This is a genomic window from Achromobacter sp. ACM03 (assembly GCF_014851665.1).
GTDB lineage: Bacteria > Pseudomonadota > Gammaproteobacteria > Burkholderiales > Burkholderiaceae_B > Achromobacter > Achromobacter aegrifaciens.
The window spans coordinates 384,745-407,817 of the sequence record NZ_JACVAD010000002.1 but is presented as its reverse complement, the minus strand read 5'-3'; the positions used below and the strand labels follow the sequence as shown (position 1 = coordinate 407,817).

Here is a 23,073-nt window from a genome sequence, read left to right as displayed (position 1 = left end):
GCAACAAAAAAGAACGGGAGACAAAGATGAAGAAAAGCAGTCGCTACGCAGCCGCCGCCGCGCTATGCGCATGGGCGCTGAGCACGGGCGCGCAGGCGCAGCAGGAACCGGGCATCACCGACAAGACCATCAAGATCGGTCTGTTCGCGCCCTTGTCCGGCAGCGGCATGGCCTACGGCTTTGACGTGCTGAACGCCGCCAAGATGTGGTACGCCAAGGTCAACAAGGAAGGCGGCGTGCACGGCCGCCAGATCGAACTGGTGATCGAGGACGACCGCTGCAACGCCAACGACCTGGTCGCCGCGGTGAAGAAGCTGAACGAACAGGACAAGGTGTTCCTGCTGAACGGCGGTTCCTGCTCGGCCGCGGTGGTGGCCTCGCGCGAATACGTGGAACGCGAAAAGGTGCCGCTGGTCATGCTCAACGCCTCGGGCGACGGCGCGCTGTATCCGCCGTCCAAGTACATCTACGGCGCCTTCTCCATCTCCCAGCACGCCGTGGGCGGCTCGATGGTGCAGTTCGCCGCCGAGCACCTTAAGGCCAAGAAGATCGGCTACATCAACCATGACGACGCCTACGGCGGCTGGAACCTGGAGGCCGCGCAGGCCCAGGTCAAGCAGCTGGGCGACGCATCGCTGCAAGTCCAGTCGGTGAACCCGAACATCACCGACGTGACCGCGCCCATGCTGAAGATCCGCGCCGCCAACGCCGACGTGCTTCTGCTGACGACATACGCCCGCCCCGCCGCGCTCATCATCAAGAAGGCACAGGAACTGGGCTGGAACAAGCCTATCGTCCTGGCGGTGAACGGCACGGCCGACCTGAAGCAACTGGTGGAAAACGTGGGCAACAAGGACGCCTTCAAGAACGTCTACATCCAGGAAGTGCTGTCCGACGTGCCGGGCGGCGCCAAGCTGACCTGGGTGTACGACATGTACAAGCAGGCCTACCCAGACCTGGCCGCCAAGCCGGGCCATCCGCAGACCTACATGCCTTACGGCCTGCCGCCCGCGATGGCGGTGGTCAACGCGCTCAAGGCCGCCGGCCCGCAGCCCACCCGCGAAAAAGTGCTGCAGGCGCTGGAAACCATGAAGTTCGACTCCGGCGTCATGGCCGGTCCGATCGAGTTCGGCCCGAACGACCGCGCGGCGCAGGAATCCGCCATCTACATCAAGTTCGACGGCACCAACATGTCGCTCGTGCCCGGCGCCTTCAAGAGCGTCTGGCAGTACCAGAAGTAAATCAGCGGCCCGCCTTGGGCCTGGCCCGCGCGCTGGCGCAGCAGCGCGCGGGCTGCCGGAGAACATCATGAGCTTTGCCGATATCTGGCTGTTCCTGCAGCAGGGGGTGCTGTCGGGACTGGTGACGGGCAGCGTGTACGCGCTGCTGGCGGTCGCCGTAGTGATCATTTTCAAGACCACCGACGTGCCCAATTTCGCCCAGGGCGAGATCTTCATGGTCGGCGGCTACATCGCCCTGTTCCTCACCCTGGTGATGGGCTGGCCTTATCTCGTCGTCATTCCCATCACGCTCGCCGCCGTGGCCATCCTGTCCGGCCTGTTCCAGCGCGTCGTGATGGAGCGCGTCATCGCCTCCAAGGGCGTGGGCGTGCAGATGGTGATCGCCACGCTGGGCCTGGCCTATGCGCTCAAGGGCCTGGTGCGCCAGACCGGCCTGGGCGACACGCCGCGCTCGTTGCCGCCGCTGGCATCAACCGACGCCATCATCATCGGCGACGCGGTGCTGACCCAGCTGGACCTGGTGATCTTCGCGGTCGCCGTGACGGTGATGCTGCTGCTTTTCGGCATGTTCACCTATACCCGGGTCGGCCGCGCCATGCGCGCCGTGGGTATGAATCCCAAGGCCGCCCGGCTGGTGGGCGTGAACCTGACCCGCATCCGCATGCTGGTGTGGGCGCTGGCCGGCCTGATATCGGCGGTCGCGGCGCTGCTCATCACGCCCAAGATCCTTATCACCCCCGACATCGGCCACATCGCCATCCTGGCCTACGCCGCGGCCATCGTGGGCGGCATCACCAGCCTGCCTGGCGCGGTGGTCGGCGGCTTCGTGATCGGTGTGGCCGAGAACCTGGTGGGGCTGTTCATTTCGACCAATGCCATCGTGGTTGCGCCTTTCGTGGCCATCATGGTCGTGCTGCTGCTGCGTCCGCAAGGGCTCTTGGGCGGCAAACTGCAGGTGAAGAAAGTATGAGCAAGAAAATAGACCATGCGCTGCTGGCGCTGATGGCCATCGTGCTGGCGATCCTGCCCTTCGCGGCCAGCGGCTATGTCATCTACGTGGTGAACCTGCTGATGGTGTTCGTGGTGTTGGCGCTGGGCCTGCATCTGGTCATCGGCGAAACCGGGCAGTTCGCGCTATCGCACGCCGCCTTCTACGGCGTGGGCATCTATACCGCGGGCCTCATCAACAATCTGTGGCATCCGCCCTTCTTCATTTCGATCATCGCGGGCGGGCTGCTGGCCGCCGTGCTCGGCTATGTGATCGGCGCGCTGGCGCTGCGCATGCGCGACATCTACCTGGCGCTTTCCACCTTCGCCTTCGGCGAAGCGATGCAGTGGGTGTTCCTGAACTGGCAATCGGTCACCAACGGCTCGAACGGCTTCCGGATCTCGCCGGCCACGCTGTTCGGCTACGAACTGGTGTCGGACGCCAAGGCCTATCCCTTCGTGGTGCTGATCGCCGCGCTGTTGCTGTGGGCCACCATTGCGCTGTCGCGCTCGCAACTGGGCTCGGCCTTTCGCGCCGTGCGCGAGAGCGACGTGGCGGCCCAGGCCATGGGCGTGAACGTCAACGCCATCAAGCGCACGGCCTTCACGTTGTCCGCGGCCTATGCCGGCATCGCCGGCGGCATGTACACGACCTTCGCCTCGTTCATCCACCCGGAGAGCCTGGGCTTTCAGACCACCATCCTGATCCTGACGATGGTGGTGGTTGGCGGCATCGGGTCGGTGCGCGGCGCCATCGCGGGCGCGTTGGCCTTCGGCCTGATCTCCGAGCTGCTGCGCCAGGCCCTGTCGTTCCAGGAAATCATCTACGGCGTCATTCTGATGGGCTTCATGATGTTCGCGCCCAAGGGCTTGTTCGCCGGCCGCGGCGCGCGCGGGCGGGCACCGGCGCCGGCTGCGCCCTTGCCTTCCGCCACGCGCCCGGCTGCGGCCAAACCGACCCAAAGGAGCGCCGCATGAGCAGCCATCCCTATCTGGACGTGCAAGGCCTGACCGTCAAGTTCGGCGGCCTCACCGCCATCAACGGCCTGTCCATGCAGGTCGAGCGCGGCCGCATCCACGCGCTGATCGGCCCCAACGGCGCGGGCAAGTCCACCACCTTCAATTGCATCTCGCGCTATTACCGTCCCAGCAGCGGCAGCATCCGGTTCGACGGCGCGGACATCACCCGCAAGAAGCCGCATGAAATGGCGGCGCTGGGCGTGGCCCGCACCTTCCAGAACCTGGAGCTGTTCGGCGCGCTCAGCGTGCGCGAAAACGCCCTGCTGGGCACCTATGCGCATGGCGCCGACAGCGCAGGCAAGCTGCTGCGCCCCGCTGCCGCGCAGACGCGCGAGCGCGTCGAGCACCTGCTGGAGCGCGTCGGACTGGCCGACTTCCTGGACACGCCGGCGTGCAGCCTGGACTTCGGCCGCCAGAAGATGCTGGAGCTGGCGCGCGCCCTGGCCATATCGCCCAAGCTGCTGTTGCTGGACGAACCGGCGGCCGGCCTGCGCAACCGCGAAATCGAAACGCTGGACCGCCTGCTGACCGAACTGTGCGAACGCGACGGCATCACGGTGCTGCTGGTGGAGCACGTCATGCAGCTGGTGATGTCGATCTCGCATCGCATCACCGTCATGTCCTTTGGCGAGAAGATCGCCGAAGGCACGCCCGCCGAGGTGCGCAGCAACCCGCGGGTCATTGAAGCCTATCTGGGCAAGGGAGCGGCCGGTGGCTGATTATTTGCTTGAAGTCGATGCGGTATCGGCCGCCTACGGCAATATCCGCGCGCTGCAGGACGTATCGCTGAAAGTGCCACAGGGCGCCATCGTGGCGCTGCTGGGCGCCAACGGCGCCGGCAAGTCCACCACGCTGAACGTGATCTCGCGCCTGGTTGCGCCCACCGCGGGCAGCGTGCGCTTTGCGGGCGAACCCATACACCGCCTGGCGGCGGACGCCATCGTCGGACGCGGCATCGTGCAGGTGCCGGAAGGCCGCGAGATCTTCCGCGAAATGAGCGTGCGCGAGAACCTGGAGATGGGCGCCTACCTGCGCACCGACCGGGCCGCGGTGCGGCAGGACCTGGACATGGTGTGCGACACCTTCCCGCGCCTGCGCGAACGCTACGAACAGAAAGCCGCGACGCTGTCCGGCGGCGAACAGCAGATGCTGGCCACGGGCCGCGCCATGATGGCGCGCCCGCGCATGATCCTGCTGGACGAACCCTCGATGGGTCTGTCGCCGCTGGTGGTCGAACAGATCTTCGACATCGTGCTGCGGCTGAACCGCGAGCAAGGCATCACCATCCTGCTGGTGGAGCAGAACGTGAAGCTGGCGCTGTCGGTGTCCAGCTACGCGTACATCCTCGAAAACGGCGAGATCGCGCTGGAAGGCGAGTCCGCCGCGCTCGCCAGCGACGAAGGCGTGCAGCGCGCCTATCTGGGCGCCTGACGCGCCGAAAGGACCGACCATGATATCGATGCAAGACAAGCGGGTGCTCGTGACGGGCGCGGGCCGCGGCCTGGGCGCGGCCATCGCACAAGGCTTCGCCAGGCAAGGCGCTGCCGTCATCGTCGCAGATGTGGATGCGGCGCTGGCCGCAGCCACGGTGCAAGCCATCCGCGCCGCGGGCGGCAAGGCCGCTGACGCGGTGCTGGACGTGACGGATGCCGCCGCCGTGCGCGACTTTGCGCAACGGTCCGCCACCGAACACGGCAATCTGGACATCCTGATCAACAACGCCGGGATTTCGGCGCGCGCCCCGTTCGACGATCCCAAGACGCCCGAGATCTGGGACCGTCTGATGAGCGTGAACCTGCAAGGCACGTTCAACGTCACCCACGCCTTCGTCGAACAGCTGAAAGCCACGCGCGGCGCCATCGTCAATCTGTGCTCCATCGTGGCCTACGGCTGCAGCATCTCGACCGCCGGCTATGTGGTGTCCAAGGGCGGCGTGCGCTCGTTCACCGAGGTACTGGCGCGCGACCTCGCGCCGCATGGCGTGCGCGTGAACGCCGTGGCTCCCGGCCTGATGGAAACCGAGATGACGGCGGGCCAGCGCGCGCAGGCGCAGGGCACGGACTGGTACATGCAGCGCGCGCCCATGGCCCGCGCGGGGCGGGCCGACGAGATCGTGGGTCCGGTCCTTTTCCTGGCCTCGGACATGGCCAGCTACGTGAACGGCGTGGTGCTGCCCGTGGACGGCGGCTACCTGGCCGTGTGAGGAAACATCATGAATCTGGGCACGGCATTGGTTACGGGCGGCGCTAGCGGCATGGGTCTTGCCATCGTGGAGCGGCTGGCGCGCGATGGCTTTCGCGTCGTGATGGCCGACCGCAACGCGGAACTGGCCGAAAAGGAGGCCGACGCGCTGCGGGCGCAAGGGCTGGACGTGGAACACCGCGTGGTGGACCTGAGGGACGAAGCCGCCACGCGCGCGCTGGCGCGTTCGCTTGCGCCGCTGGCCGCGCTGGTCAACAACGCGGGGCTCTTCGACGAGCGCAAGTTCTTTGAGGTGGACAGCGCCGACTACCGCCGCGCCTTTGACGTCAACCTGCTGGCGGTCGCGACCTTGACGCAGGAGGCCGCGCGCGACATGGCGCCGGGCGCCAAGATCGTCAACATCGCCTCGCGCGCCTACCTGGGCGCAAAGAACCACCCGCACTACGTGGCCTCGAAAGCGGCCTTGGTCGGCTACACGCGCGCTTCGGCCATGGAACTGGCCCCGCGCGGCATCCTGGTCAACGCCATCGCCCCCGGCCTCATCGACACCCCGCTCTTGCGCAACCTCACGCCCGAACGCCTTGCGGCGCAACTGGCCCTGCAGCCCACCGGCCGCGCGGGCCAGCCGCAAGACATCGCCTATGCCGTGTCCTTCCTGGCCGCGCCGCACATGGACTTCATCACCGGCCAGGTCATCTTCGTGGACGGCGGAAAATCGCTGGGCGGCTCGGGAGCATAGGCAGCATGGAAGGCATTACTTGGGACAAGGAAGTCGACGCGCTGGTCGTCGGCTCGGGCGCGGGCGGCATGGCCGCGGCGCTGACGGCGCGCGAGGAAGGACTGGACGTGCTGCTGGTGGAAAAGACCGGCCGCATCGGCGGTTCCACCGCGATCTCAGGCGGCGCGCTGTGGATACCGCTGAACGCGCAGACAGACGCCGCCGGCCATCCGGACAGTTTTGAAAAGGTCTGGACCTATCTGGAACAGACCGTGGGCGCGGCGGCCCCCGATGACATGAAGCGCGCCTATCTCGAAGCCGGCCCGCGCATGATGGATTACCTGGTGTCGCGCGGCATCCTGGATCTGGCGGCGCGCACGGCCTCGCCCGATTACTACCCCGACCTGCCCGGCGCCGCGATGGGCGGCCGTTCGCTCGACCCGCTGGAGTTCGACGGCCGCAAGCTCGGCGGCGATTTCCGTTTCCTGCGGGATCCTCTGAAGGAATTCACGGTGCTGGGCGGCATGATGGTCAACATCACCGACGTGCGCCATCTGCTGCGCGCCACGCGTTCGTTCGCGGCCTGGCGCCACAGCATGAAGCTGGTGCTGCGCTATGCCGCCGACCGCGCGCGCGGCTATCGCCGCGGCACCCGGCTGCTGCTGGGCAATGCGCTGGCCGCGCAGCTGTTCCACGGCATGCTGGCTCGCAAGATCGAATACTGGCTGGACACGCCGGCGCTGGCGCTGCACCGCGATGCAGCGGGCCGCGTGCTGGGCGCCGCGGTCCGGCGCAATGGCAAGTCGTTGAACATCCGCGCGCGCCGCGGCGTGGTGATGGCCACGGGCGGCTTTCCCTGGGATCCGGCGCGCCGCGCGCAGAGCTATCCTCAGCCCACGGGTCTGTGGTCCATGTCGCCGCGAGACAACGCCGGCGACGGCATCCGCCTGTCGGAAGCCGCCGGCGCCGCGCTCGGCTCGGGCCACGCCAGCCCCGCGTTCTGGGCGCCGGTCTCGCTGCTGGAATCCGCGGACGGCAAGCCCCTGCATTACCCGCACCTGGTGTGGGACCGGGCCAAGCCGGGCCTCATCGCGGTCAATGGCGCGGGCCGGCGTTTCGTGAACGAATCCGCCTCGTACCATGAGTTCGTGCAGGCCATGTACCGCAGCCATGGCACGACGCCCAGCATTCCCGCTTTCCTGATCTGCGACCAGCGCTTCATCGACACCTGGGGCCTGGGCCTGGCGCTGCCAGGGGGCCGGCCGCGCCAGCATCTGATCGACGCCGGCTACCTGCTGCAAGCCGAGACGCTGGCGGCCCTGGCGGCCCGGCTGGGCGTGCCCGCCGATGCGCTGCAGGCCACGGTGGAACGCTACAACACCCACGCCGCCCAGGGCCTGGACCCGGACTTCGGCAAGGGATCGACCGCCTACAACCGCTACCTGGGCGATCCGGAACACGCTCCCAATCCCTGCCTCGCGCCGCTGGCGGCGGGCCCCTACTACGCCGTCAAGGTCTATCCCGGCGACATCGGCACCGCTTGCGGCATCGCCGCCAATCCGCATGCCCAGGCCCTGGACGCCACGGGCGCGCCCATTGCTGGCCTCTACGTGGCCGGCAACGACATGCAGTCGGTGATGGGCGGCGCCTATCCCGGCCCCGGCATCACGCTTGGTCCCGCCCTGACCTTCGGCTGGATCGCTGGACAACATCTGGCCCATGCACAACACTGACGCCTCTCCACCGACAAGGATCCCCATGAAAATCTTCTACTCGCCCGCCTCGCCCTTCGTGCGCAAATGCATGGTCATCGCCCATGAGCTCGGCCTGGCCGACCGCATCGAGAAGCTGCCGAGCGCAGCCGGCCCCGTGGCCCGCGACCAGACCATCATCCCCACCAATCCGCTGGGCCAGGTGCCCACCTTCATCACGGATGACGGCCAGGCGCTGTACGACAGCCGCGTGGTCTGCGAATACCTGAACGACCTGGGCGGCGGTTCGCTGTTCCCGTCGGGCAAGACCCGCTGGCAGGTGCTGACGGAACAGTCCATGGCCGACGGCATGCTGGGCGCGGCACTGCTGGCCCGCTACGAAACCGTGCTGCGTCCGGAAGCGCTGCGCTGGGACGGCTGGGTCGAGGGCCAGCTGGGCAAGGTCCGCGACGGCCTCGCGCTGGTGGAAAAGAACGCCGCCGCGCTGGCAGGCCGCCTGGACATCGGCACCATCACCATCGGCTGCGCGCTGGGCTATCTGGACTTCCGCTTCCCCGACCTGGACTGGCGCGCCGAACATCCGGCCACCGCCGCCTGGTACGAGACCTTCAGCCAGCGTCCGTCCATGCAGGCCACCAAGCCCTGATCCGGTTTGGGCAGGCGCAGGGCCGGGAGAACCCGCCGGGCTCCCTGGCCATCACCTGCCCTGGTACGGCGCGGCCCCGAGCCGCGTCGCTAGGCCCCTGACGCGTGCAGGGGCCTTTTTTTCGCCCGGATCGCCCCCAGCTGTTACAGTGAAGTCGGCAGGCGGGCCGATCCGCCGGCCATCACCAGAAGGGGCCCAGCATGAACGTCGCTGCGATCTCCGCCATCCACCGGGCTGATGCGCCCTATCCCGCGCGCTCGGCCGCGCTGGACGCCACCCGCGCATTTCCCGAAACCCAACGCGTGGCCCACGTCCACGCGGCCCGGGCAACGGCTGCCGCCCACGCGCTGCGCGTCGAACGCGACCGCGACAGTCTGCCATTGGCGCTGGCCGTCTTTGACGCCTCGAATGCGGACGCGCTACGCGACCTGCACGCAGCATCGCGCATGCGCCGCGCCGTTGAGGATTTTGCCGCGCAGCCCGACCCCGCGGCCCAGCGCGCCGGCTCCGCCAACGACCTGGGCACCATCGAAGGCCTGATGCCGCTGCAGGCCTACCGCGTCGCGATGGGCAATCCGCAAGTGCAGGAACTGCAGACCGCAGTCGCCATGAAGGCGGCGGGCCTGGGCGTTCCCAAGGTCGCCAACATCGGCGCGACCGAGAACGTCACGGACAACGCGCGCTACCGGCCGGGTTTCGCGCCCTGACCAAAAAAAACCGCCTGACGCATCAGGCGGTTCTTGATTCGGGAACGAACGGCGATCAGTGGAAGAATTCCGCGATCATGGTCGCGCCCAGGAAGGTGCCGGCGTTGGCGGCCAGGGACACCACCACGATCTTCCAGCCCAGCTTGCGGAACGCCGGCAGGTCCTTGAGGATCGACAGGCCGGCCATGGCCAGGATCACGGTCGTGAACGGCAGGAAGTTCACCTTGCCTACCATGGCGATGATCTGGTCCGAGTACGGCAGCACGCCGGGGCAGCCCGCGGTCATGGCGATCAGCGACAGCACGAACACGGCGGGCAACTTGGGCACCACGCGCAGCACCAGGTCGGTGATGACGACCAGCAGGATGATGATGCCCATGCCCGGCAAGGCGTCGGCAAACGGCACGTTGTAGCCCAGGCGGTTGCCCACCAGCGCGAACAGGCCGCAGATGACATAGGCGGTCAGGCGATCGCCGAAGCCCATCTTGACGCCGTGCGCGGGCGCGTCCTGCGTGACCTCGTCATCAGCGGCGACGGTCTCGGCCTTGCCGCGCGAGAAGCGGCCCAGCACCGGTTCCAGCTTGCCGTACAGGAAGATGGTGGTCGGCAGCGAAATGAACAGCGTGAAGTACACGCCCACCACCGTGGTCAGCAGATTGGCGGCGGCGGCCAGCGCGGCCACCTGGTGCGCGACTTCGGGCGTCTGCTGGGATGCGATCGCGCCCACGCCGGCGGCCATCATGCTGCCCGAGCCCACCCCGGCGCCCATGGCGAGCGAGCGCGGATCGAAGATGTTCAGGCTGGTGATGAAGCCGGCCATCAACGCCACGAACAGCGCGCCGATCACGGTGCCGGTGATGTACTCGGCCATCACGCCGCGGCCTTCGGGCGAGTTCATGCCGTAGCGTTCGCCGATGATGGCCAGGCTGGGCTCGCGGCCCACCGAGAAAGTGGCGCCGATGGCCTCGCGCTTGATGCCCAGCAGCAGCGCCAGCGGCAGGCCGACGGCCATGGTGCCGAAGAAGTGGCCGAATTCCTGGAACACCAGGGCCCAGCCGGCTTCGCGCACCTGCGGCAAGGCGCCGCCCACCATCAGGCCCAGCTTGGCCAGGAAGGGCAGCAGCGCGTATTGCAGATAGCCGCTGATGCGGGTCTGCATGGCGGTGTCGATGTTCAGGCCCGCCGGCAGGCGCTGGCCCAAGGCGGCCACGATGGCGCCGATGAAGATGGCCCACAGCATCGGCTGCAGGATGATCTTGCCCGGGCCTACGTTGAAGGTGGCGCTGCCGATCGCCTCCGAAACGACAACCACCAGCAAGATGGCGGCGAGCATGCGGATGCGCCCGGATAGCGGCATGGAAGGCGCGGCCAGGCTGGCGCTGGCGTGTGACATCGGATTCCCCTGAGTACGTGAATAGTCGTCGTGGCTGCCCGCCGCGATCCCGGCCGGCCGGCGCCCGCAATGGGCGTCGCAGCGCGGCGGCGGCGACGGCGCGCGCAGCAGGGCCGATTTTCGCCGGGGGCCCGGCGCGCAACCATGACAGGGCTGGCGCATAAACGTTGCGTAAAATGCAACGGACAGGCTTTTCCAGGGAAAATTTTGCATGATCTCGATTCATGCAAGGGTAAACCCTAGATTGTATCTGTGGATCTGCCGCCGCACTCTCCGCCACGGAGCCCCGCCATGGACGAAAAACTCGACGCCCGCCGCACCCACTATTTCATGCAGGTCATGAGCCGCGGCTCGGTGCGCGGCGCCGCCGAAGTGCTGGACATGGACCCGTCCGCCGTCAGCCGCGCCATAGCCGCCCTGGAACGCGACTGCGGCATCGCCCTGTTCGAGCGCCGCGGACGGGGCGTAGTGCCGACCGACGCGGGCCACATCCTGGCGCGCTACATCAAGCGCCAGCAGGACATCCAGGAGAGCTTCTTCTCCGAGATCGACAGCTTGCGCAAGGCCGAACGGGGACACATAGACCTGGTGCTGGGCGAGGGCTTCGTGGAGCTGATGTTCGAGCGCGTGCTGCCGGGCTACTGGCGCAGCCACCCTGAGGTCACGCTGGACATCGACGTCGCGCGCACGTCCGAGATCGTGCAGCGCATCGTCGATGACCGCGCCTATATCGGACTGGTGTTCCAGCCGCCCAACGACGCCCGCCTGCGCACCCATTATTCGCGGCCCGAACCCATCCGCGCCATCGTGCGCGAGGACCACCCGCTGACCCTGCTGAGCCGTCCCCTGCTGCTGACCGACCTGGCCGAGTATCCCGGCGCGTCCATGCAGGAGGGGTTCGGCGTGCGCCAGCACATCCAGGCCGCCGAAATCAGCGAACAGGTCAGGCTGCGCAACGTGCTCACCACTTCGTCCTTCAAGGCACTGTGGCAATTCGCCGCCGCCGGCATCGGCTATGCGCTGACGCCGCCCATCGCGGTCACGGCCGACCTGCGCGCCCAGCGCCTGGCCAGCCTGCCGCTGGCCAACCCCATCCTCAACCAGGGCAGCCTGCATGTGCTGAGCCGCGCCGGCCGCCATGTGTCCCCCGCCGCGCGCGAACTGCTGGACCACATCGTGCGCGGCATCGGCGCCCCGGCCGGTCCGGCGTCTGATACGGTCAGGTAAGGCGGATCTGCATCTGTTTCCCCGACGCCCGGCAGCCTACATTGGCGCTATCCGCCACGACGCCAGGAGAGACAACATGCTGAGTTTCTTGCGCACGGTCAAATCCGTGCTGTGGGGATTCTTCGGCGTGCGCCGCGGACGGGGCTACGATGCCGACATCGCCAACAACAAGCCGGCGCCATTGATATTGACCGGGCTGCTGATGGCGGCTTGTCTGGTGGTCATTCTGGTGCTGGTCGCGCGCTGGGCGGTGAACGCCGCGTTGTAAATCCACCGTCCCGCAAGAATGCCCGTCCCGCCGCCGGGCCGCCCCAAGGCGGGATAGCCCCCTCGGGGGGCAGCAAGCGCGCGCAAGCGCGTGCAGCGTGGGGGCCCCATTATCTTATTACCAGAATGACTTAGACGGTCGCTACAGCTGCCTGTTACGGTTATGAACCCCTTTCTCCTGCCGCATTGCGCCGGGCGACCGCCGGGATCCAGACCGAGAAGACTTCAAGGGCAGTAGACATGTACGTGTATGACCCCGTCGACCAGCAGCTAGTCGAGCAACGCGTGGCGCAATTCTCCGACCAGACGCGCCGCTTCCTCGATGGCCAACTAACGGAAGATGAATTCCGCGTTTTGCGCCTGCAGAACGGCCTGTACATCCAGCGCCACGCGCCCATGCTGCGCGTCGCCATTCCCTACGGCATCCTGGCGTCGCGCCAATTGCGCACGCTGGCGCACATCGCCCGCAAATGGGACCGCGGCTACGGCCATTTCAGCACCCGCCAGAACATCCAGTTCAACTGGCCCAAGCTGGAAGACGTGCCGGCCATCCTGGCCGAACTTGCCACGGTGCAGATGCATGCCATCCAGACCAGCGGCAACTGCATCCGCAACACCACCACCGACCACTTCGCCGGCGTCGCGCCGGACGAGCTGGTGGATCCGCTGGTTTGGTGCGAGATCATCCGCCAGTGGTCCACGCTGCACCCGGAGTTCGCCTTCCTGCCGCGCAAGTTCAAGATCGCGGTCAGCGGCGCCGTGCAGGACCGCGCGGCCGTGGGCGTGCACGACATCGGCCTGCAAGCCGTCGAACGCGACGGCAAGCTGGGCTTTCGCGTCTGGGTGGGCGGCGGGCTGGGCCGCACGCCCATCGTCGGCAAGCTGATCAATCCCTTCGTCGAATGGCAGGACCTGCTGACCTATCTGCAGGCCGCGCTGCGGGTCTACAACCTGCACGGCCGCCGCGACAACAAGTACAAGGCGCGCATCAAGATCCTGGTCAAGGACCTGACGCCGGAAGTCTATGCGCAGCAGGTGGATGAACAGTGGCAGCTCATCAAGGGCGGCCCGGACACCATCACCCAGGAATTCGTCGACAGCATCAAGGCCCGTTTCGTCTGGCCGCAATACGATGCCGCTGCCGCGCAGGACGTGGACAACACCGCCGCGCTGGCCGCCGCCGATCCGCGCTTTGCGCGCTGGCTGCGCACCAACGTGCATCCGCACAAGGTGGCCGGCTATGCCGCCGTCACCGTGTCGCTCAAGCCCACCGGCGTGCCGCCGGGCGACATCACCGCCGACCAGATGGACGCGGTGGCCAACCTGGCCGACGACTACGGCTTCGGCGAACTGCGCGTCTCGCACGAGCAGAACCTGATCCTGGCCGACGTGCGCCGCGCGCGCCTGCACGAGCTCTGGACCACGTTGCAGGCGCTGAACCTGGCCACGCCCAACATCGGCCTGCTGACCAACATCATCGCCTGTCCGGGCGGGGATTTCTGCGCGCTGGCCAATGCCGTCTCCATCCCCGTGGCCGAAGCCATCCAGCGCCAGTTCGACAATCTCGACTATCTCTTCGAGATCGGCGAGCTGGACCTGAACATCTCGGGCTGCATCAACTCCTGCGGCCACCATCACGTGGGCCACATCGGCATCCTCGGGGTCGATAAGGCCGGCGAAGAGTGGTATCAGGTCACCATCGGCGGACGCCAGAACGGCGCCGCCAAGCCGTTGCCCGATATCGAATCCACGCGCGGCGGCGGCGCCGCCATCGGCCGCATCATCGGCCCGTCGTTCGCGCGCGAGCAGGTCGCTGGCGTGGTGGACCGCCTGATCCGCACTTACCTGGGCCTGCGCGACAGCGAAGAGGAACGCTTCATCGACGTGGTGGACCGGGTCGGCATCGACCCCTTCAAGCAGGACGTCTACTCCGATCCCGCCTTCGCCAAACCCGCGCAGCAAGCCGAGGCCGCCCATGTCTGAAATCTATCCGCACGACGCCCCCGGCCCGCACCTGATCCGCAACGGCCGCCTGGAAGCCGACGCCTCGCGCGTCTTCACGCCTGAACCCGAGGTCCCCGCCGAAGGCCAAGTGCCTGGCGACGCGCCGGGCTGGATCGTGCCGCTTTCCGTCTGGAAGACCTCGCGCGCCACCTTGCGCCGCCACCAGCATCCGGTCGCGGTACTGCTTGACCCCGACGCCGACCTGCGCGACCTGGCAGAAGCCGACGGCACGCTGGACCCCGCCGGCATCGCCTTCATCGCCGTCGACTTCCCGGTCTACACCGATGGCCGAGGCTATTCGCTGGCGCAGCTGCTGCGCACGCGCTACCAATGGCAAGGCGAACTGCGCGCGGTCGGCGACGTGATGATCGATACCATCCACTACCAGGCGCGCGTCGGCTTCGACAGCTTCCTGGTCAAGCCCGGCCACGATCCGCACAAGGCCCTGGACGCGTTCAAGACCTTCACGGTGCATTACCAGAAGACCTACCGCGTGCCGACGCCGGCAGCCGCCTAAGCCGCGGGAAACCCCGGCAGCGCCCAGCGCTGCGTCCTGACCTCATCCTGCGCCAACTGGGCGCGGATCAGGTCGGCGATATTGCGCTGGCGCGCCGCCTGCATGCGGCCGATCAGGCTGGACACGCTGACGGCCAGGCGCGGATATCCGCCCGCGTCGCACAAGGCCACGCCCACCCCCAACACGCCCGGCACCGCCGCGTTGCCCACCACCGACCAGCCGCGCCCGCGCGTGTTCTCCACCAGGCGCCGCATCTGCGCCACCGTCATGCCGCCGTAGGCGCGCAGCGCCTGCTCGTTCTGCGCAATCACCTCTTCCGACTCGTCCGGCGGCAGCGCGGCCAATAGCGCCAGCCCGGCCGCCCCCACGCCCAGCGGCTGGCGGTGACCCACCGTGACCGCCAGCACCTGCACGGGATAGTTGCCCACTTCACGGTGCAGGCAAAGCGAATCGTTGCCCGCGCGGCAGATGAGAAAAGCGGAATCGCCGCTGACATCGCTGATCTGGCGCAGCACCGGCCGCAGGTCGCGCACAGCCTGCGCATGCGGATCGCCCGCCATCATCACGCCCAGCTCGGCCACGCGCCAACGCGGCGCCTCGGACTCGCGCAAGGCGTAGCCCTCCTGCACCAGCACGTCGAGATAGCGATAGGCCGTGGTCCGCTGCATGCCCGCAGCGCGCGCGATGTCGACCACGTGCATGCCCGCCGCCCCCGCCTGCCGCAGCACGCCCAGCACGCGCAGCCCGCGGCGCAATACGCGCGGCCCCGAGCCTTCGGATTCTGGTTTGTTCATTTTTTGGACAGCTTGCGTTGATGAGGCCCCTATCAAAGCCCAATATGGATCCGGGCAGACGCAGAGCTGTCCAAATATTAGACAAACAGGACGGAGACAACAATGAAGATGCAAAGCAAGCGGTGGGCCGCCGCGGCGGCCGCCCTGGGTGCGCTGCTCGCGGCCCCGGCCCTGGCGGCCAAGCCCTATCCCGAGCGTCCCGTGACGCTGGTCGTCGGCTACGCGGCGGGCGGCGCCACCGACATCGTGGCGCGCCTGATGGCGAAGTCCCTCTCGGAAGAATTGGGCCAGACCATCGTGGTGGAGAACAAGACCGGCGCCAACAGCAACATAGGCGCGGAAATCGTCTCGCGCGCCGCGCCAGACGGCTACACGCTGTATGTGGGTTCCATCGCCAACACCATCAACCGCACGCTGTACAGCCAGCTCAACTATGACTTCGTGAAGGGCTTCGAGCCCGTGGGCCTGCTGGCGACCATTCCGAACATCCTGGTCGTCAACCCCAAGCTGCCGGTCAAGACCGTGCAGGAATACGTGGCCTACGCGAAGAAAAATCCGGGCAAGCTGACCTGCGCCTCTTCCGGCAGCGGCTCGTCCATCCACCTGTCGTGCGAGCTGTTCAAGATGCAGACCGGCACCGACATCCTGCACGTGCCGTACCGCGGCAGCGGCCCGGCCGTGGCCGACCTGCTGGGCGGCCAGGTGGATTCCATGTTCGACAACCTGCCCTCGTCGCTGCCGCACGTGCAGGCCGGCAAGCTGCGCGCCATCGGCGTGACCTCGCCGCAGCGCCTGCCCACCGCGCCCGACACGCCCACGCTGGCCGAATCCGGCCTGCCCGGCTTCGAGGTGGAATCCTGGTTCGGCGTGATGGCGCCGGCCGGCACCCCCAAGCCCGTCGTCGAGCGCTTGAACCAGGCCATCAACAAGGCGCTGGCCAGCCCGGCGCTGCAGGCGTCCTACCAGCAATCCGGCTTCTACGCGCCGCAGCAGCCCAACACCCCCGAGACCTACGCCCAGAAGATCGCCAGCGAGATCGACAAATGGGGCAAGGTCGTCAAGAGCGCCAACCTCAAAGCCAACTAGGAACACCAGGATGTACCCGATAGATTTCTTCTTCCGCGCCGCCGAGCAGTATCCGGAGCGCATCGCGCTGGACGGTCCCGAAGGCCAGGTCACTTACTCGCAATTGGCCGCCGATACGCGGGCGCTGGCCACGGCCTTGCAAGAACTGGATCCCGCGCCGCAGACGCGGGTGGCGATCTGCGCCGGCAACTCCGCGCGGCACATCCTGGCGCTGCTGGCCGTGCTGGCCAGCGGCAAGGTGTGGGTGCCGCTCAACTACCGCAGCACGGAGCGCGAGATCGGGCGCATCCTGGACGCCACCGAGCCGTCCATCGTGATCGTGGACGGCGTGGGCGCGCCGCTGGCGCCTCCGGCCCTGGCGCCGCAAGGCCGCCGCCACATCCATCTGGACGACGCATCGGCGCCGCTGGCGCTGGATGAGCTGCTGGCCCGCTGCGCCGGACGCGAGCCGCAGCGCCACGCGCTACCGCGCGACGCCACCCAGGCCATCAAGTTCACAGGCGGCACCACCGGCCTGCCCAAGGGCGTGATGCAGCCGTACCACGCGTGGAACGCGGGCATCATCAACCAGATCATGAGCTGGGGCCTGACCCACGAAGACCGCTATGTCGTGGCCGCCCCCATCACGCACGGCACCGGCACATACCTCTTGCCGGTGCTGGCGCGCGGCGGCGCCCATCTGCTGTTGGATGGCGTCACGCCGGCCAGCATCACCGCCGCCTTCCGCGAGCGCGGCGGCACGCTGAGCTTCATGCCGCCTACCCTGATCTACATGATCATGGCGCAGCCCGGCGTCTCGCGCACCGACTTCCCGCGGCTGCGCAACCTGATCTACGGCGGCGCGCCCATGCCCGTGGAAAAGATCGATCGGGCGCGCGAATTCTTCGGCCCTGTGCTGGGCACCACCTACGGCCAGACCGAGGCGCCGCAGATCATGACGGTGCTGCGCCCCGCCGACCTGGAAGCGCCGGAGAACCGCGCCTCAGTCGGACGCGTCACCTGGCTCAGCGACGTGGCCATCATGTCGCCCGACGGCGCGCTGCTGCCGCGCGGCGAGATCGGCGAGGTCGTGGTGCAGGGCGACCTGGTCATGTCGGGCTACTGGCGCCTGCCCGAAAAAACCGCCGAAACGGTGGTGGACGGCTGGCTGCATACCGGCGACACCGGCCTGATCGATGCGCGCGGCTATCTGTTCCTGAAGGACCGGCTGCGCGACGTGATCATCACCGGCGGCTTCAACATCTACCCGGTGGACGTGGAGAACGCGCTGTCCGCGCATCCCGCCGTCTACGAGTGCTCGGTGTTCGGACTGCCCGACGACAAGTGGGGCGAAGCGGTCCACGCCGCCGTGCAGTTCCATCCCGGCGCGCAGGCCAGCGCGGACGAGTTGAAGGCGCACGTGCGCGCCCTGCTCGGCCCCGTGGCCACGCCCAAGCAATTCCACATCCATGACAGCCTGCCGCGCTCCAGCGTGGGCAAGGTACTGAAAAACGCCGTGCGCGACGCGGCCCTGAAGGAGACCTCATGAAAACGCCCGAAACCCGCCTCTGCGCGCATCACCTTACCGGCATGTCCTACCGCGACGTGGATCTGGTCGAAGACCTGATCGGCAAGAAGACCTTCACCGAAGTCATGATCATGCAGATCCTGGGCCGCGAGGCGCGCCCAGTGGACCTGCGCATCGTCGACGCGGTGCTGGTCACGCTGATGGAGCATGGCCTGACGCCCAGCGCCATCGCCACCCGGCTGATCTACATGAGCGCGCCGGAAAACCTGCAGGGCGCGGTGGCGTCCGGCCTCATGGCGGTAGGCAGCCAGTTCGTCGGCACCATGGAAAACTGCTCGCGCCTGCTGGACCGCATCCGCCAGGCCGACGACGGCCGCGCAGAAGCCCTGGCGATCGCCCGCGAGTTCCGCGAATCGCGCAGCGCCCTGCCGGGCTTCGGCCACCATCTGCACAAGCCCGACGACCCGCGCTCGATCAAGCTGCTGGCGCTGGCCGAGGCCGAACCGGAACTCAAGGGCGACTCGCTCAAGGCGCTGCGCCTGCTCTCGGCCGCGATCGACGAGACCTACGGCAAGCACATCACCATCAACGCCACCGGCGCGGTGGCCGCGTTGCTCAGCGAGATCGGCGTGCCGACCGAACTGATGCGCGGCTTCGCCGTCATTTCGCGCGCGGCCGGCCTGGTGTCGCACGTGGCCGAGGAACAGCAAAGTCCATCGGGACGCTACATCTGGGAAACCATAGACCAGGCCATTCCCTATGTGGGCAAAGGCAAGACGCATCAAGACGGAGAGCAGGCGTAACGGCGCAGCCGCATGGACGGGGGAATGGCCAGCGAGTACGCCTGACCGCTCCCCCCGCAGCGCTCAACCCAGGTTCGGCGCCAGGGTACGCTTCAGGTCTTCGATGCTGCGGCCACTGCGGGCGGCGTAGTCCTGCAACTGGTCTTCGCCGATCACGCCCACGTTGAAGTACTGCGACTGCGGGTGGCTGAAGTAGAAGCCGGACACGCTGGAGGCCGGGTACATGGCATAGCTGTCGGTCAGCATCATGCCGATATCGGCGCCGTCCAGCACGCGGAACATGTCGGTCTTGATGACGTGTTCGGGGCAGGCCGGGTAGCCGGGCGCGGGGCGGATGCCCACGTACTTCTCGGCGATCATGTCGTCATTGGACAGGGCTTCGTCGGGCGCATAGCCCCACAGATCCTGGCGCACGCGGGCATGCAGGCATTCGGCGAAGCCTTCGGCCAGGCGGTCGGCCAGCGACTTCAGCATGATGCTGGAGTAGTCGTCCAGCGCCTTTTCGAATTCCGCTTCCTTCTTTTCGATGCCCAGGCCCGCCGTGACGGCGAACATGCCGATGTAGTCCAGCTTGCCGCTGGACTTGGGCGCGATGAAATCGGACAGGCACTTGTTGCTGACGCCTTCGCGCTTGGCGCCCTGCTGGCGCAGATTGCGGTAGGTGAACAGCACCTCGCTGCGGGTCTCGTCCTTGTAGACCTCGATGTCTTCGTCGTTGATGCTGTTGGCCGGATAGAAGCCCACCACGCCGTTGGCGGTGAGCCAGCGGCCTTCAATGATGCGCTTCATCATGGCCAGGCCGTCGGCGTAGACCTTGCGCGCCTGCTCGCCCACGACCTTGTCGTCCAGGATGGCGGGGAACGGGCCGAACAGGCTCCAGGTCTGGAAGAACGGGCCCCAGTCCACGTACTTGGCGATTTCGGCCAGGTCGTAGCTCTTGAATGTGCGGCGGCCGATGAACTTCGGGCGCGGCGGCGTGTAGTTGTCCCAGTCGATCGCGGGACGCGAGGCGCGCGCTTCCGCCAGCGGCAGGATGGGCGTGGCCTTGCGATTGGCGTGGCGGCGGCGCACCTCTTCGTATTCCTCGGCCAACTCCGCCAGATACGTTGCGGACTGGTCCGACATCAGGTTCGTCGCCACGCCCACGGAACGGCTGGCATCCGGCACGTAGATCACCGGGCCTTCGTAGTTGGGCGCGATCTTGACGGCGGTGTGCACGCGGCTGGTGGTGGCGCCGCCTATCATCAGCGGCAGCTTGCGGCTGCGGAAGTACTCGTCGCGCTGCATTTCGCTGGCCACGTAGGCCATTTCTTCCAGGCTGGGCGTGATCAGGCCGGACAGGCCGACGATGTCGGCGTTCTCTTCCTTGGCCTTTTCCAGGATCTGGGCGCAGGGCACCATCACGCCCATGTTCACGACTTCGAAGTTATTGCACTGCAGGACCACCGATACGATGTTCTTGCCGATGTCGTGCACGTCGCCCTTGACGGTGGCGATGACGATCTTGCCCTTGGCGCGCACGTCGCCGCCCGCGGCCGCGATCTGGCGCTTTTCTTCCTCGATGAAGGGAATCAGGTGGGCCACGGCCTGCTTCATGACCCGGGCCGACTTCACCACCTGCGGCAGGAACATCTTGCCTTCGCCGAACAGGTCGCCCACCACGTTCATGCCGTCCATCAGCGGGCCTTCGATCACTTCGATCGGACGGCCGCCGCGCGCGGCGATCTTCTGGCGCACTTCCTCGGTGTCCTCGACGATGAAGGCGGTGATGCCGTGCACCAGCGCATGCGACAGGCGCGCCTCGACCTCGGCATTACGCCAGGTCAGGTCCTCTTCCTTCTTGGCGCCAGAGCCCTTCACGCTGTCGGCGAACTGCACCAGGCGCTCGGTCGGGGTGCGCTCGTCGTCGGCTTCCGTCTTGCCCACGGGCTCGGCGCGGTCCAGCACCACGTCCTCGACCAGGTCGCGCAGCTTGGGATCCAGGTCGGCGTACACGCCCAGCTGGCCGGCGTTGACGATGCCCATCGTCATGCCTTCCTTGACGGCGTAATAGAGGAACACCGTGTGGATGGCCTCGCGCATGGGCTCATTGCCGCGGAACGAGAAGCTGACGTTGGACACGCCGCCCGAGATGCGGGCGTAGGGCAGGTTCTCGCGGATCCAGCGCGTGCCTTCGATGAAGTCCACGGCGTAGTGGTTGTGTTCGTCGATGCCGGTGGCGACCGCGAAGACGTTGGGATCGAAGATGATGTCTTCCGGCGGGAAGCCTTCTTCCTCGACCAGGATCTTGTAGGCGCGGCCGCAGATTTCCTTGCGGCGCTCCAGCGTGTCGGCCTGGCCCTGTTCGTCGAACGCCATCACCACCACGGCCGCGCCGTAGCGGCGGCACAGGCGCGCATGGTGGCGGAAGGGCTCCAGCCCTTCCTTCATGGAGATCGAGTTCACCACGGGCTTGCCCTGCACGCACTTCAGGCCTTCTTCGATGACTTCCCACTTGGAGCTGTCGATCATGATCGGCACGCGCGCGATGTCGGGCTCGGAGGCGATCAGGTTGAGGAAGCGCCGCATGCAGGCCACCGAATCCAGCATGGCCTCGTCCATGTTGATGTCGATGATCTGCGCGCCATTCTCGACCTGCTGGCGGGCCACGGCCAGCGCCTCGTCGTATTTCTCTTCGCGGATCAGGCGGGCGAACATCTTGCTGCCCGTCACGTTGGTGCGTTCACCGACGTTGACGTACAGCGTGTCTTCGTCGATGTTCAGCGGCTCCAGGCCCGACAGGCGGGTCTTGACCGGAATGTCCGGCACGGCGCGCGGAGTCAGCGACATGACCTTGGCCGCGATCTCGCGGATGTGGTCCGGGGTGGTGCCGCAACAGCCGCCCGACATGTTGACCAGCCCGGCGCGGGCGAATTCCTCCAGCAGCGCCGAGGTATCGGCCGGGGTTTCGTCAAAGCCGGTCTCGGCCATGGGATTGGGCAGGCCGGCGTTCGGATAGACGCAGACGTAGGTGTCGCAGATGCGGGCAAGCTCGGCCACGTAGGGCCGCATCAGCGCCGCGCCCAGCGCGCAGTTCAGGCCGATGGTGATGGGGCGCGCGTGGCGCACCGAATTCCAGAAGGCTTCCACGGTCTGGCCGGAAAGGATGCGCCCGGACGCGTCGGTCACCGTGCCCGAGATCATCACGGGCAGGCGCACGCCGCGCGCCTCGAACACTTCCTCGGTGGCGAAGATGGCCGCCTTGGCGTTCAGGGTGTCGAAGATGGTTTCGATCAGGACGATGTCGATGCCGCCGTCCAGCAGGCCGTTGAGCTGCTCCACATAGGCGACGCGCAGTTCCTCGAAGGTGACGTTGCGCGCGCCCGGATCGTTCACGTCCGGCGAGATCGACGCGGTCTTGGGCTGCGGTCCCAGCGCGCCGGCCACGAAACGCGGCCGCTCGGGCGTGCTGTAGGCGTCACAGGCCTCGCGCGCCAGGCGCGCGGACACCAGGTTCAGTTCGTAGGCCAGTTCCGGCAGTTCATAGTCGCCCTGCGCGATGGTGGTGGCGCCGAAGGTGTTGGTCTCGATGACGTCGGCGCCGGCTTCCAGGTACTGGCGATGGATCTCGGAGATCACGTCCGGACGCACCAGCGACAGCAGCTCGTTGTTGCCCTTGACGTCCTTGCCGTGGTCGGCGAAGCGCTCGCCGCGGAAATCCGCCTCGCCCAGCTTGTAGCGCTGGATCATGGTGCCCATGGCGCCATCCAGGATCAGGATGCGCTTGCCCAGCAGGCGGGCGAATTCGCTGCCGTGGGTATAGGCTTCGGGCGGGTAAGGCAGGCGGGGATACGACACGGGCAGGTCCGGATGGAGTTGGCGATGGCGGCGCTATGTGGCGAAAAAGCGAAAAACGCCGCAAAAACAAGCCCTGATCGTAACAAAATGGGCCTATCCGCGCCTCCCGGTGATACAGTTTCGGCCCCGAACCGGTGCTTTCGGCGCACTGGGCAGGCAAGAACGCAACACTTGCCAGCCGCGCGCGAAAGGTAAACGGGAAACAGGAAGAACCTCCCAGGACTGCCGCCCCACAAGGCGCCGGCAAACCCTGGCTCCAGCCTGTGCTGCCCCCGCAACGGTCCCCATGCGCGCAATGCGCCCATGGCAGCCCGATACCGGCCTGTTCGATCGCCAGGAAGTCCATGCATTGCCGCCAGGCCTACACCGGCCCGCCGCGGCTTGGGCATCCTCCCCATCGTGAAT

General features: G+C 67.2%; 20 protein-coding genes. 17 read left to right on the top strand and 3 right to left on the bottom strand.

Features of this window, described 5'->3' with window-relative positions:
• Positions 1–26: 26 nt before the first annotated feature.
• From IB257_RS10165 to IB257_RS10120, 10 genes are all read left to right on the top strand, one after another.
• Entirely contained in the window at positions 27–1,241 is a 1,215-nt protein-coding gene (locus IB257_RS10165; protein ID WP_054454932.1) for an ABC transporter substrate-binding protein, read from the top strand.
• Between the two features lie 67 nt (positions 1,242–1,308).
• A complete protein-coding gene (locus IB257_RS10160) occupies positions 1,309–2,211 on the top strand; it encodes a branched-chain amino acid ABC transporter permease (RefSeq protein WP_054454934.1) in 903 nt (300 codons plus the stop codon).
• Positions 2,208–3,206 carry a branched-chain amino acid ABC transporter permease gene (locus IB257_RS10155; protein ID WP_054454937.1) on the top strand — a complete coding sequence of 333 codons (999 nt, stop codon included), beginning with the start codon at positions 2,208–2,210 and terminating at the stop codon, positions 3,204–3,206. The genes IB257_RS10160 and IB257_RS10155 overlap by 4 nt, the downstream gene beginning before the upstream one ends.
• Complete coding sequence (locus tag IB257_RS10150) at positions 3,203–3,967, top strand: ABC transporter ATP-binding protein (RefSeq protein WP_054454939.1); 765 nt, start codon at positions 3,203–3,205, stop codon at positions 3,965–3,967. The genes IB257_RS10155 and IB257_RS10150 overlap by 4 nt, the downstream gene beginning before the upstream one ends.
• On the top strand, positions 3,960–4,679 hold the full coding sequence (locus tag IB257_RS10145; protein ID WP_119452187.1) for an ABC transporter ATP-binding protein: 720 nt from the start codon (positions 3,960–3,962) through the stop codon (positions 4,677–4,679). Before IB257_RS10150 ends, IB257_RS10145 begins: the two co-directional genes overlap by 8 nt.
• Positions 4,680–4,698: 19 nt before the next feature.
• On the top strand, positions 4,699–5,451 hold the full coding sequence (locus IB257_RS10140; RefSeq protein ID WP_119452186.1) for an SDR family NAD(P)-dependent oxidoreductase: 753 nt from the start codon (positions 4,699–4,701) through the stop codon (positions 5,449–5,451).
• A gap of 9 nt (positions 5,452–5,460) precedes the next feature.
• A complete protein-coding gene (locus IB257_RS10135) occupies positions 5,461–6,189 on the top strand; it encodes an SDR family NAD(P)-dependent oxidoreductase (RefSeq protein ID WP_192492246.1) in 729 nt (242 codons plus the stop codon).
• A 5-nt stretch (positions 6,190–6,194) separates the two neighbouring features.
• Positions 6,195–7,901 carry an FAD-binding protein gene (locus IB257_RS10130; RefSeq protein WP_192492245.1) on the top strand — a complete coding sequence of 569 codons (1,707 nt, stop codon included), beginning with the start codon at positions 6,195–6,197 and terminating at the stop codon, positions 7,899–7,901.
• A 25-nt stretch (positions 7,902–7,926) separates the two neighbouring features.
• Positions 7,927–8,526, top strand: coding sequence for a glutathione S-transferase (locus IB257_RS10125; RefSeq protein WP_054454949.1), 600 nt, complete (start codon positions 7,927–7,929; stop codon positions 8,524–8,526).
• A 200-nt stretch (positions 8,527–8,726) separates the two neighbouring features.
• Positions 8,727–9,233 carry a hypothetical protein gene (locus IB257_RS10120; RefSeq protein WP_054454952.1) on the top strand — a complete coding sequence of 169 codons (507 nt, stop codon included), beginning with the start codon at positions 8,727–8,729 and terminating at the stop codon, positions 9,231–9,233.
• A 55-nt stretch (positions 9,234–9,288) separates the two neighbouring features.
• Here IB257_RS10120 and IB257_RS10115 read toward each other — a convergent pair whose 3' ends face one another.
• A complete protein-coding gene (locus IB257_RS10115) occupies positions 9,289–10,626 on the bottom strand; it encodes a DUF3100 domain-containing protein (RefSeq protein ID WP_054454954.1) in 1,338 nt (445 codons plus the stop codon).
• A 291-nt stretch (positions 10,627–10,917) separates the two neighbouring features.
• Between IB257_RS10115 and IB257_RS10110 the strand changes: the two genes are divergently transcribed.
• The 4 genes from IB257_RS10110 to IB257_RS10095 all read left to right on the top strand — a co-directional run bounded on the left by IB257_RS10110 (position 10,918) and on the right by IB257_RS10095 (position 14,641).
• The gene (locus IB257_RS10110) at positions 10,918–11,853 is read left to right on the top strand and encodes a LysR family transcriptional regulator (RefSeq protein ID WP_192492244.1); all 936 of its coding nucleotides are present in this window, start codon (positions 10,918–10,920) and stop codon (positions 11,851–11,853) included.
• A gap of 76 nt (positions 11,854–11,929) precedes the next feature.
• Positions 11,930–12,121, top strand: a complete 192-nt coding sequence (locus IB257_RS10105) for a DUF2970 domain-containing protein (protein ID WP_013391270.1) — start codon at positions 11,930–11,932, stop codon at positions 12,119–12,121.
• Positions 12,122–12,360: 239 nt separating this feature from the next.
• Positions 12,361–14,103 (top strand): nitrite/sulfite reductase, encoded by a 1,743-nt coding sequence (locus IB257_RS10100; protein ID WP_125472773.1) that lies wholly within the window; start codon positions 12,361–12,363, stop codon positions 14,101–14,103.
• The gene (locus IB257_RS10095; RefSeq protein WP_054454960.1) at positions 14,096–14,641 is read left to right on the top strand and encodes a DUF934 domain-containing protein; all 546 of its coding nucleotides are present in this window, start codon (positions 14,096–14,098) and stop codon (positions 14,639–14,641) included. Before IB257_RS10100 ends, IB257_RS10095 begins: the two co-directional genes overlap by 8 nt.
• Here IB257_RS10095 and IB257_RS10090 read toward each other — a convergent pair.
• Positions 14,638–15,435, bottom strand: a complete 798-nt coding sequence (locus tag IB257_RS10090; RefSeq protein WP_054454964.1) for an IclR family transcriptional regulator — start codon at positions 15,433–15,435, stop codon at positions 14,638–14,640. The genes IB257_RS10095 and IB257_RS10090 overlap by 4 nt on opposite strands.
• Before the next feature lie 102 nt (positions 15,436–15,537).
• Here IB257_RS10090 and IB257_RS10085 point away from each other — a divergent pair, with 102 nt between their 5' ends.
• The 3 genes from IB257_RS10085 to IB257_RS10075 are packed head-to-tail and all read left to right on the top strand — an operon-like array spanning position 15,538 to position 18,831.
• Positions 15,538–16,521: a tripartite tricarboxylate transporter substrate binding protein gene (locus IB257_RS10085; protein WP_192492243.1), complete on the top strand. Its 984-nt coding sequence runs from the start codon at positions 15,538–15,540 to the stop codon at positions 16,519–16,521.
• A 10-nt stretch (positions 16,522–16,531) separates the two neighbouring features.
• A complete protein-coding gene (locus IB257_RS10080) occupies positions 16,532–18,049 on the top strand; it encodes a class I adenylate-forming enzyme family protein (protein WP_192492242.1) in 1,518 nt (505 codons plus the stop codon).
• Positions 18,046–18,831, top strand: a complete 786-nt coding sequence (locus tag IB257_RS10075) for a citryl-CoA lyase (RefSeq protein ID WP_054454971.1) — start codon at positions 18,046–18,048, stop codon at positions 18,829–18,831. Before IB257_RS10080 ends, IB257_RS10075 begins: the two co-directional genes overlap by 4 nt.
• 63 nt (positions 18,832–18,894) lie before the next feature.
• Here the strand turns inward: IB257_RS10075 and metH are convergent, their stop codons facing one another.
• On the bottom strand, positions 18,895–22,668 hold the full coding sequence (gene metH, locus IB257_RS10070; RefSeq protein WP_192492241.1) for a methionine synthase: 3,774 nt from the start codon (positions 22,666–22,668) through the stop codon (positions 18,895–18,897).
• Positions 22,669–23,073: the final 405 nt, after the last annotated feature.